13 protein-coding genes are annotated in these 10,969 nt (G+C 41.4%); 6 read left to right on the forward strand and 7 right to left on the reverse strand.

Going from position 1 to position 10,969, the window contains the following annotated elements; all coding sequences use genetic code 11:
* Window positions 1-612: 612 nt before the first annotated feature.
* The 6 genes from QZZ35_RS06505 to mobV form a co-directional block, all read right to left on the reverse strand.
* The gene (locus QZZ35_RS06505) at window positions 613-1,335 is read right to left on the reverse strand and encodes an ImmA/IrrE family metallo-endopeptidase (RefSeq protein WP_154454510.1); all 723 of its coding nucleotides are present in this window, start codon (window positions 1,333-1,335) and stop codon (window positions 613-615) included.
* Between the two features lie 130 nt (window positions 1,336-1,465).
* On the reverse strand, window positions 1,466-2,065 hold the full coding sequence (lexA, locus tag QZZ35_RS06510) for a transcriptional repressor LexA (protein WP_291236664.1): 600 nt from the start codon (window positions 2,063-2,065) through the stop codon (window positions 1,466-1,468).
* 188 nt (window positions 2,066-2,253) lie between these two features.
* Window positions 2,254-2,877 carry a zinc ribbon domain-containing protein gene (locus tag QZZ35_RS06515; protein ID WP_291236665.1) on the reverse strand — a complete coding sequence of 208 codons (624 nt, stop codon included), beginning with the start codon at window positions 2,875-2,877 and terminating at the stop codon, window positions 2,254-2,256.
* Window positions 2,878-2,975: 98 nt separating this feature from the next.
* Window positions 2,976-4,598, reverse strand: coding sequence for a recombinase family protein (locus QZZ35_RS06520; RefSeq protein WP_291236666.1), 1,623 nt, complete (start codon window positions 4,596-4,598; stop codon window positions 2,976-2,978).
* 86 nt (window positions 4,599-4,684) lie between these two features.
* Window positions 4,685-4,876 (reverse strand): hypothetical protein, encoded by a 192-nt coding sequence (locus tag QZZ35_RS06525; protein WP_209344106.1) that lies wholly within the window; start codon window positions 4,874-4,876, stop codon window positions 4,685-4,687.
* Between the two features lie 43 nt (window positions 4,877-4,919).
* Entirely contained in the window at window positions 4,920-5,864 is a 945-nt protein-coding gene (gene mobV / locus QZZ35_RS06530; RefSeq protein WP_291236667.1) for a MobV family relaxase, read from the reverse strand.
* A 201-nt stretch (window positions 5,865-6,065) separates the two neighbouring features.
* Between mobV and QZZ35_RS06535 the strand changes: the two genes are divergently transcribed.
* The 6 genes from QZZ35_RS06535 to QZZ35_RS06560 all read left to right on the forward strand — a co-directional run bounded on the left by QZZ35_RS06535 (window position 6,066) and on the right by QZZ35_RS06560 (window position 10,476).
* Entirely contained in the window at window positions 6,066-6,869 is an 804-nt protein-coding gene (locus QZZ35_RS06535) for a helix-turn-helix domain-containing protein (RefSeq protein WP_198605610.1), read from the forward strand.
* 38 nt (window positions 6,870-6,907) lie between these two features.
* The gene (gene cas1, locus QZZ35_RS06540; RefSeq protein WP_291236668.1) at window positions 6,908-7,813 is read left to right on the forward strand and encodes a type II CRISPR-associated endonuclease Cas1; all 906 of its coding nucleotides are present in this window, start codon (window positions 6,908-6,910) and stop codon (window positions 7,811-7,813) included.
* A complete protein-coding gene (gene cas2, locus QZZ35_RS06545; RefSeq protein WP_198605605.1) occupies window positions 7,810-8,115 on the forward strand; it encodes a CRISPR-associated endonuclease Cas2 in 306 nt (101 codons plus the stop codon). The genes cas1 and cas2 overlap by 4 nt, the downstream gene beginning before the upstream one ends.
* Before the next feature lie 456 nt (window positions 8,116-8,571).
* Window positions 8,572-8,892, forward strand: coding sequence for a PadR family transcriptional regulator (locus tag QZZ35_RS06550; protein WP_198605606.1), 321 nt, complete (start codon window positions 8,572-8,574; stop codon window positions 8,890-8,892).
* Window positions 8,885-9,484, forward strand: coding sequence for a DUF1700 domain-containing protein (locus QZZ35_RS06555; RefSeq protein ID WP_291236669.1), 600 nt, complete (start codon window positions 8,885-8,887; stop codon window positions 9,482-9,484). The genes QZZ35_RS06550 and QZZ35_RS06555 overlap by 8 nt, the downstream gene beginning before the upstream one ends.
* A gap of 8 nt (window positions 9,485-9,492) precedes the next feature.
* The gene (locus tag QZZ35_RS06560; RefSeq protein ID WP_291236670.1) at window positions 9,493-10,476 is read left to right on the forward strand and encodes a DUF4097 family beta strand repeat-containing protein; all 984 of its coding nucleotides are present in this window, start codon (window positions 9,493-9,495) and stop codon (window positions 10,474-10,476) included.
* A 46-nt stretch (window positions 10,477-10,522) separates the two neighbouring features.
* On the opposite strand, the gene QZZ35_RS06565 is transcribed toward QZZ35_RS06560, so the two are convergent.
* Window positions 10,523-10,942: a nitronate monooxygenase gene (locus QZZ35_RS06565; protein WP_198605609.1), complete on the reverse strand. Its 420-nt coding sequence runs from the start codon at window positions 10,940-10,942 to the stop codon at window positions 10,523-10,525.
* Window positions 10,943-10,969: the final 27 nt, after the last annotated feature.

Here is a 10,969-nt window from a genome sequence, read left to right on the forward strand (position 1 = left end):
CAATCCTTTGCAAATAATTCTTCTTGTTCTGCTAATGTAAGTTTGTTTGTCATTTCCGTAATCTCCTTTCAATTTTGAAAAATTGGTAAGTTTCAAAATTCGGAGATTACGGGTACTCAGCTATCTGGCACTGCCATGCGTTATAAAACATAAAAGTCCTTTCCCAAGTAAGGGAAAAGACCTAATACTGCACGAAGCATAATCGAATAAAACAGCAACAAAAAAAGCACCGTCGAATCTGGACAGCAAAGAATACTTCTATTCTTCACTTATCCGGCTTCGTACGGTGCTTGGTAGTTTAGCAAATAAATTGCTTATCTCCGCTTACTCGATTAGAAATCGTTTCGATATTTACTTGTAATCTTCATCGCCTGCAATTCCTGCCATATCCATTCCTACGGATTCTGCGGAAGTAAGCGAGATTTAAGATGTGGACATTCTTGCATTTCTGACACTTCACACTCAAATGTCCGGTTGCGTCTGAAAAAACTCTCTGTATCCTGAACCCACAAATCGGGCAGAGAATATCACGCTCTTTCAGGCTTTCTGCTTCTACTCTTGACAGAAGCAATCTCTTTTGTATTTCAGGTGCTACCTGAGTCTGTAACCTCATTACGAAACACCTCCCAGATTTAATTCATTGGAAATGTATTCAAGGATATTGTGATACTCAAATAGTCCCATATCTCTCAATCTGATAACCAAGGCTGTATAAGATACTCCGATATAAGCTGCCATTCTACGAATAACTGCTTTTTCCTTTGAAGTAATGGTATTATCGCCATAAACTTTTATCGGATTTGACTGATTATATTTCGCCAAGGCATTTTCAATAATTCTTCTCGGCATAAGAAGCGAAGCTCCCATTGTATCTGCCTGCCACTCAACAGACGCAAACATCTGAGCCAGTTCCTCTTTGGAATAACTACGCTCACTGTCATACTCTGTATGAAAGCGTCCTTCACTCGGCATTGCATACATCTTACTCAAGATATGATGTGACGCTTCGTGTGCCATTGTAAACCTGCGACGTCCCTGCTCCTTTTCAGCAAGAAGAAATTTATCAAGTACGATGGTATCTTTCGGGAAAACAAAGGGAATAATTTTTCCGTCCTGATGTACCAGCAGTGGTGTTGCTCCATCTGCCAGAAAACCAATCCTACCTGCATCATCTTCTGCGAAAGAAGCGTATTCAATTCGTAACATAAGAAATTCTGTAATGAAATGTTCTATGTCGATGGATTGAATCACTCGATTGCTAAACTTATTAGCATAAGCTGTTATCAAGCCTTCGCTGATTTCTTCCAACTCGGCTCTTGACATATAAATACTCAAGTTGTGTCCACCTCCGACTCCACCTTGTCCGGCGGTGCAACTCCTCCGGCAAAGTTCTGTTGTATTTCCGCACTATCCAAATTGATTAGATAGCGAATTCCTTCAAGTGTTCTCATTCGTCTGTCCTCTGTTATAGTTCTTTGATGATGTGACGAGCCACACCCTGAATGCAGCACTCATCTACAATGATGTCTTTCATCTTTTTATTTTCCGGGTGGAGAATGATTTTCTTATTCTCATTATCTCGGAAGTAACGTTTCAATGTATTCTGATTATCCACAAGGGCAACTACTATATCGCCCTCTTTGGCTTCTACCTGCTTTTTGACAACCACAAGGTCGCCGTCATCAATCCCTGCTTCAATCATAGACTGACCGCTTGCTCTTAATATGAAGAAATCTCCTTTGCCGAAAATAGCAGTAGGAAGTGATACATATTCTTCAATATTTTCTTCCTCATACTGAGGACTGCCACAAGGAATAGAACCTACAATCGGTGTCTGTGTCTGTTCGCCACTGTACTTACGGGTCACATTGGTGCGAATCTCCTGCCCGTCGTACTCTATCATATTCTTCTCAGCCATCTCTACCAAGTATTTGTATGCTGTACCTCTGGCAATGCCAACAGCTTCAGCAATCTTTGTAGTCGATGGGGATTGTCTGTTTTGCAGGTAGTAATCCTCGATATACTTTTTTATCTCACTCATAAGTTCAGGACTCTTGCTTCTCATACCTGCACCTCGCTTTCTTTTCTATCGGAAGCAGTTTGCTTTCGATACTTCAATTATACTCAATCCACAAAAAATATCAATAGGTTTTTTGGCAAAAAGAAAGAGGTGTCGCAAATTGCTAACACCTCAAAATTTCTTTGTTTGCACTGAAATCATTAACTCTAATGGCTTACTATTTTTCGCTATTATCATCTTTTCTTATACAATACAAGTTCCGGATTTTTACCGTCTTCTTCATAAGTGCAAATAAGAATAAAATCCATATCTGCAACAACGCCGAAACATCTATCGCCGCCGTATTCACATTCAAGTTGATTGCCCAGATACGTCTTTGCGTCATTCAAAAACTTAGCCGCTTGCCCATTCGGAAGCCGGTACTCAAGATTCACATACTTTCCAACAAGGGCATTCAGTTTTTCCACCTTTGGCATTCCGTCAACATTCAATTCGTTAATCTCATTGATTAACTTTTTCTTGAATTCTTCAAACTGACCGTTATCACTAAGCTCATCATATTTCTTCCAGTAATCCAAAGTGGGAAGTAGCTCTTTCATATAAGAACGGGCTTGTTCCTCCGTGAAATTCTCGCTTACCATATTCTTAACACAAACTTCAATCAAATCGTCCATATCATTGTAAGTATATGTTCCGTCGGCATAGCACCACTTACAATAGTCCTCGTTGAAAGAACCATCGTGATTATGTCCGATAATATCATCATCTTCAAGCGGCATTCCGCAGCATTGACAAATAAGCTTTCTCGGTGAGCCTAAAAGTGTATTTATGGAAACATCGAATACTTTTGACAGCAATTTCAATGTTTCCGTATTCGGAACTGTTTCTCCGGACTCCCATAGTTAAGGTTATTGCTTCCCCTGCGTACCGCATCCCGACACGCAGGGAGTTTCATTTAATCAATCTTTCCGATAAAGCGGTAGTAGATGTCTACCTTTTGTTTTCGGCAGCCATCCGGGCTTTTTACAGCTTCATGCACCACGATTTTTTCAATCAGGGAGTTTAAAAGCTCAGTGGTCAGTTCCGTGGGATTTGAGTACTGCTTAATCAGTTCCACCCACTTCTCTGCATCACTTTCCGTCTGCTCCATGGAGCTTAAGGCTTCCTGTAATTCCCGGATTTTGGTTTCCAGTTCCTGTTGCTCCGTCTGAAACCGTTCCGAAAGCATGGTAAAGTTGTATTCGGTTATCTTTCCCAAAGACCAGTCCTCGTACAGCTTTGTAAACAGTCCGTCTACCTCGGCTTTTCTCTTTGTGGCTCTTTTCAGTTCCACGGCTCTTTGTTTCTTTACGGCACTGCGTTCCTTGTTTCCGGCATTTAACAACTGCTGTAGCAGTTTTTCATCGTCCCGGTGCACCTGCTCCGACCAGTATTGCAGTCTGGAAAGCACATATCCGTAAAGCACATCATAGCGGATGTAGTGCATGGAGCATTGTCCCAGTCCCTGTCCGTTTTTCCCGCAGTGGTAGTAGCCGTAAGGTGTTTTGTTCTGCCGGTTTTCCGCATAAGAAAGCGTCCATCCGCAGTCGGCACACTTGATAAGTCCGGCAAATATCTGGGTCTGTCCGTTTTTGCATACCCGCCGGCGACCGGCTATCTGCTCCTGTACCTGTAAAAATACTTCCTTCGTGATGATGGCTTCGTGGGTATTCTCTACCCGGAACCACTCCGACTCGGGCTTTCGTACCACCTTCTTGTTTTTAAAAGAGACGGTGGACTGGCGGTTGTGCACGCTGTTCCCGATGTAGTTTTCATCCTTCAGGATGCTTTTTACCTGTGCTATCGTCCACTGATACCGTTTGGATTCCTCTGCTCCCTCAAATACATGGGCGAAGGTGCCGTTTCTTTGGAAATTTACCCACGCCGGGGTGGAAACCTTTTCCTCCATCAGTATCCGTGTGATTTTCGCTGCTCCTGCACCGTGCAGGGCAAGCTCAAATATCCTTTCGATAATCCACTTGGTATCCGGGTCAATCAGAAGGTGTCCCGTCTGTTCCGGGTCCTTTCGATACCCTAGGGGTGCATAGGCTCCGTAGTGGGCTCCGTTTGCAAACCGGGTACGGAAGGCTGCCTTGACCTTCTTGCTGGTCTGTCTGGCGTGCATCTCATTCAAGATGTTTAAAAACGGTGCAAGCTCGTTGTCACCGTTTAAGGTGTCCACGTTGTCATTGATGGCGATGTAGCGTACTCCCTTGCTTGGGAAATAGAGCTCTGTGTACTGCCCGGTCAGAATGTAGTTTCTGCCAAGGCGTGACAGGTCCTTTGTCACAACACAGTTGATTCTGCCATCCTCAATGTCATCAATCATCCGTTGGAACTCCGGGCGGTCAAAGTTGGTGCCGGACCATCCGTCATCAATGTATTCTCCCACCACGTTCAAACCATGCTCATGGGCGTATTCCCGGAGCATCATCCGTTGGGTGCGGATACTTCCGCTTTCTCCCTGAAGCTCATCGTCCCGGCTCAGACGAAGGTAAAGTGCCGTGTTATAAATGGTTGTATTGTTTGGTTGTTTCATCAAAATCCTCCTTTTTGAAACAACCCACGCTTACAATACTGCCTGTAAAAATATTATAGCGTAAGCATGGGTGATAATCAATGTATTTAAGCAGAAATCTTACCTTCCGCAGTGTATAGCATTACATCCGTCAGCAGGTCATCCAGTTTCTTACCGTTTGTGGCAAAGTGTTCGGATATCTCGATGTGGTTTTTCCCACACACGAAATACCATTTTCCGTCCTCTGCCATAAGGACCTTTCCTGCCGGTAATTCCGTACCTCTTCGGTTCTTCCCCATAGGCATCCTCCTTTCTTCGTTTCCAGACATCCGCAGATGCCGGCTATCGGTTTTTGTCTTCCTTTTTTACTTCCTGTCTAAGCTCTGCTAAAAGCTCCGGTGGTATCCGTTCCATAAGCCGGTGCAGCTCTCTTAATTCGCTTTCCTGCTTCGCCCGTTCCATCGCATTCTTTATCTTTCCGTTTTCCCCGGCTTTTGCCCGGGCTTCCAGTTCTTGGTTTTGGGAAATCAAATCGTCGATGGTAACCTGATACTTCTTTAGCTGTCCGAGGAAATTCTCCATCTGAGGAAACCACTTCCGTAAAAGCTGTAATGCTTCCTCCTTCTGTTTTCCGGCGTTAAACACGGTGATACTATCCAATGTCTGCACGATTTTCTTCCCCTGTTTGGTAAGGCTGACCGCCTGCTTAAAGAGCCTTGTGGGGATATGCTTTCTTCCCGTGACTTGGGCACTTTCTCCACGTTCCAAGTCAGGATACTTCTCTGCCATGTAAGCATGGAAATCATCCTGCCATTTGGTAAGGCTTGCCCGGTTTCCGATAACCTCCTTGGCACAAAGCCGGTTATCCTTGGTTAGCGGAACAAAGGTCAGGTGCAGATGGGGTGTTTTCTCGTCCATGTGTACCACCGCAGAAATGATGTTTTCCCTGCCGACCCGGTCCGCAAGAAACTCCGTAGCCCGTTTAAAATAGGCTGCCGTTTCCTGTGTGGATTTCCCTTTGAAAAACTCCGGGCTTGCGGTAATTAACGTATCCACAAACCTTGTGCTGTCCTTTCTTGTACGACAGCCGGATTCCTCGATTCGGTGCTTGATAAATCGTGAATACCGCTCCTTCGGTTTGATGGTGTGGAAGTTGTATTTACTGCGTTCCGTATCAATGTCGGGATTACTGGCATACCGTTCTTTTTTCCGTTCGTGGTGGGCTTCCAGAGCCCCGGACGGACAGCCCTTGTGCTTCGCAAATCGTAAAATAGCGTATTGTGGCATATAACTCCTTTCCGTCCACAAAAGAGTGGATATTTCTTTATTTTCGAGGTACGGCTCATCGATGAACGTAAGGAAAGTCTACACTTTTTCTGAGGGCTGTGCCGTATATCCGAAAGGTAGGATTTTTAGGTTTTAGAACGGGGATTTCCGTTTTCTCGGAAATGTGATAGAATGAAGAAAAAAGATATAGGAGAAAACGCCATGGCATTAACCATACAGGAACGCTTAAAAGATCTACGGGTAGAATGGGGACTGACCTTGGAACAGCTTGCGAACGAAACCGGGCTGTCAAAATCTGCCCTCGGAAGCTATGAATCGGAGGATTACAAGGATATCAGCCATCACGCCATCAACCGTCTGGCTGACTTTTACGGTGTGACTGCCGATTATCTGCTTGCCCGGACAGAAACAAAAAGCCACCCGAATGCAGAGCTTTCTGACCTGCATCTGAGTGACGAAATGATAGAGCTATTAAAGAGTAAACGGGTGGATACGGCACTGTTTTGTGAACTGGCAACCCACCCGGATTTCACAAAGCTTCTTGCTGACATACAGATATATGTGGAAGGGATTGCATCCATGCAAATACAGAACCTAAACGCATGGGTGGATGTGGCAAGGGCTGAAATCATGGAAAAGTACCAGCCGACGGAACAGGACAAAACCATGTATCTGTTGCAGTCGGCTCATGTGGAGGAAGGTGACTATTTCCGTAGCCGGGTACATAAGGATATGGGCAGCATCCTGGAAGATATCAGAAAAGCCCACATCGGAAGGAGTGACGGAGCACCGAAGACCTCTGTGGCAGAAGAACTGCGGCAGGACTTGGAGGAAGTGGCTGCCTTTGCAGGAAGTCGGGCAGAACAACTTCTGATGGTGTTCTGTAAGCAGACCAAACTCCGTTACAATAAGCTGACGGAGGATGAAAAACAGGCACTGATACGGATAATGCAAAAGTCGGAGTTGATGAAAAGTCCTGTTTCTCAGAGGGGGAGAAAGAAATAAAATGTGTATACTTAAAGATGCTTTGAGAGGTAACATTTATGGGATTTCGTACACTTGAAATTAGTCATGCAGCAGAAATACACATAAAAGAAGGGCAATTGGAAATCACAACAGACGATGGAATTGCAGTTGTGCCGATAGAGGACTTGAATCAGATTATGGTACATGGTGCTAATATACGACTTTCTACAATGGATTTATCTATCTTAAGTCAAAATAAGGTGGCACTGATGACGCTGGATGACAGATATTTACCGACAGCCATTGTGTTGCCATTTGAAGGTCATGCAAGGCAGTCTAAATTAATGCATGCACAAATAAATACTACACATGAAAAATATATGGAATTATGGATTGATATTATAAAACAAAAGATAAGTAATCAATCCAGAGCTTTGTCTATTATGGGTTTGGATGGTGCGGAAAGAATTGCAGAGCATGTGGCAACTGTAGATGAGGAAAATGTGGATTACTGTGAATCATTAGCTGCTAAAGAATATTTTGCATATTATCATGAGGGATTTAACAGAAGAAGTGAGAACCCTATCAATAGCAGACTGAATTATGGCTATGCTGTTGTAAGAAGTGCAATTGCAAGAAAACTGGTGGCAACGGGTTTTCATCCAACTTTTGGAATACATCATGACAATCAATTGAATGCATTTAATCTGGCCGATGATTTGATAGAACCGTATCGTGCAATAGTTGATTTAGTAGTACATAACAATATAGCGTCAAATATTCAGTTGACAAAATCAGAAAGAAGAGAATTAGCATATGTATTACATAATGCCTGTATCGTCGATGGAGTCAAGGTTAATATAATGTCGGCGATTGATATTATGGTAGAAAGTTTAAAGAGGATTATTTTAGATGCTTCGACAGAAAAACTGAAGTTACCAATGATTCTGCCGATTGAAAGTATGGAGGGAATTACGGAATGAGATTACTTGTTATTCTTAGTCCAACAGATAGATGGGGAACTAAAACAGAGTATACGAGGCTTCGAAAGTTTTTACATAAAGATGGCTATTTGCGAATAGCACCGGAAGTGTATATGCGGATAGTGCAAAATAGGAAAGCGTCCGAAAAACATTACAGACGAATTGAAGAGTACGCACCTAAAACCGGAATAGTGAGACTTTTACGTTTGACAGAGAAGCAATATAATAATATTTATATGGTAGCAGGTGAACCAGATTATCAAGAAAAAGTAGTTGGCACAAACAGTCATATTATGTTATAATGAGACTTGTAACAGACTAATTATCTATATTTGGGGAGTTAATAAAACTTTTTACTAAATATAGTGGTTGAATGACCCGCCAAAAATGGTGCATCGTTCAACAGAATACAACTGCTACAAGCTTGAGGGAAAAGGCAATGATGTAACAGTAACCTGTATCCACAAAGGCTATGCAAAAGAATACGAGAATATAATTGTAAAAAATATAATAAAATAGTATAAAATCAAATATCTTAGAGTACCCTTTATAAGAAAAAACAGGGCTTCTAATATGAAAAAAAGAGCAGCATAAAATAATCCCAGGCAGATAAATGCAGATTATTCCATGCTGCTCTTTTATCTCTAGTTGGAGAAGACTCCCCCTTCTAAAAAAAAACGAAGAAATACCCCTTGACATATAATACTATGCGATATATAGTATCATGTATCAGGGGGTATAAAGAAAGGAGAGAAAGCATGGATGTACAACTAAAACGTGGAATGCTCGATATATGCGTTCTCAGTGTTCTGCTAAGAGAAGATTCATACGGCTATAAGATCATAAAAGACCTACAGCCATATGTGACAATATCCGAATCAACGCTCTATCCCATATTAAGGAGACTAGAGACCGCAGCCTGTGTGACAGTGTATTCGACAGAACACAATGGTCGTTTGAGAAAGTATTATCAGATTACAGAGAACGGCAGAGCAAAAATATCAGAGTTCCTTGAGGAATGGCAGGGAATGATGGACATTTACAAATTTATTAAAAAGGAGATGACGGAAAATGAGTAAAGTGGAATTTTTAAATAGATTACGAGCATTGATAGGGAAATATCCCTACGAAGAGCTTGAGAAATCATTAGAGTATTATTCAGAGATGATTGATGACAGAATGGAAGATGGAATGACAGAGGAGGAGGCAGTTGCTTCTCTTGGTTCAGCAGAAGAAATAGCACAGCAGATTATGTGTGAGCTTCCACTGACAACAATTGTAAAATACAAGGCAAAAGAGAAAACTGAGGGTAAAAAATTCCCTGTATGGGCAATAATATTAATTATTGTTGGAAGTCCTTTGTGGTTCCCTCTTGCCATAGGTTTTGGGGCTACAGTCTTTGGAATTTATGTTGCAATCTGGTCAGTGGTTTTTGTTTTTTGGGTAGTTTCAGTTTCATTCGGAGTAAGTACATTTGCATGCATAATAGCATTTGCCGCCATGATATTTAAAGGTTCTCTTTTATCCGCAGTTATATATTTTGGAGCAGCATTGCTCTTATGTGGAGCTACTATTTTGGGACTTATAGCAAGCTTTTATGTAAGCAAAGGCTTAATACTTGCAACAGTAGCTTTGGTAAAGTGCATTAAAAGAATGATAGTTAGAAAGTAGGGATTGATATGAAAAACATAGTAAAGGCATGTATAGTTGGAGGAGTGTTAGTTATAGCTGGTGCAATTATTACAACAGCAGGTATAACATCTTCATTAAAAAATAAAGGCAGCAAAGAAGAAATTAGTAAAAACAGCAGAAATCTTGTAGAGATGGAATATGTGGCAAGTGAAACTTCTATTGAAGAATTAAATCTTTGTCTTGTATCAGAAGACGTAGAGATAGAGCTTGGCAATAATGAGACCATTAAAATCACTTATTATGATGATCCGGAGAATTCAGATTACATTATAAAAGAAAACGGCAAAAAATTATCAATGGACAGAAAAAGTTCATCAGTAAATATCAATGTATTTACAGATATTTCAGAAATGATATCAACAGCTGATTTTGATGATTATGAGGATTGCAAAGTAGTTGTAACGATTCCGGAAAACTATGCGGGTTCATATGATATAGGTTTAGTGTCAGGAAGCATTAAGATGTCAGACGTTCCATGTGAAAAGTATTTGAATTTAGATACTACATCAGGAGATATTGACTTGAAAAATGTTAATTGTAATCAGACTTTGGTTATAGACACTAAATCAGGTACTGTGTCTTTAGCAGATATCACTGTTAATGGTAATATGGAGTTTGACTCAACATTAGGAAATCTGAAACTTACGAATGTTGCAGTAAAAGGTGAGTTGAGCTGTGACGCAATATCAGGAGAGATAGCAGGTGATAATGTTTCAGTAAAATCTTTTGAAAGCAGCAGTACATCAGGAGATATTGAAATCGATGCATTTACAGTGGAAAAAGAAATATCCGGTGACAGTATATCCGGATCATTTGATTTAAAATTAACTGACAGTCAGCAAAATTATGACATTGAAGTAGATACAATTTCAGGCTCTGTTAATATTCCAATGAATAGTAAGGGAAACGGTGGCAAAGAACTTGAGTTTTCAACAAAAAGCGGAAATGTTAATGTAGAATTTGCAGAGTAATAATATAAGGACTTTCATCTGTTATCACGATGAAAGTCCTTAATTTTTAGAATCCCAACTCAGCAATAAGCTCAGGGACAGTAGTCATTTTTGTAATTCTTCCAACATTAGCACCAGCAAAAATAAGACCGTTTTCAACATCTCCGCGAACTGCCTTAATCAGTCGGTCTGTAATGCAGTAAGGAATCTCGGCAGGATTACATCTTGCAAGACAGCCGAAACATTTAAATGGGTCTCTTTCTCCACCGAGGCTTTCAAGGAATTTGTTGTTAATTGCACGTCCAGGCATTCCTACAGGACTCTTAATAATTTTTACATCATCCTCAGTTGCCTTAATATAAGCCTGCTTGTAGGCATCAGAAGCATCACATTCTTCAGTGACAACAAAACGGCTTGCAATCTGAACACCGTCAGCTCCGAGCTTTTCAACTCTTTCTAGTTGAATGACCCGCCAAAAATGGTGCATCGTTCAACCAAATTATACCCTCTCCCT

Source organism: Frisingicoccus sp. (assembly GCA_016298055.1).
Taxonomy (GTDB): Bacteria; Bacillota; Clostridia; order Lachnospirales; family Lachnospiraceae; genus Frisingicoccus.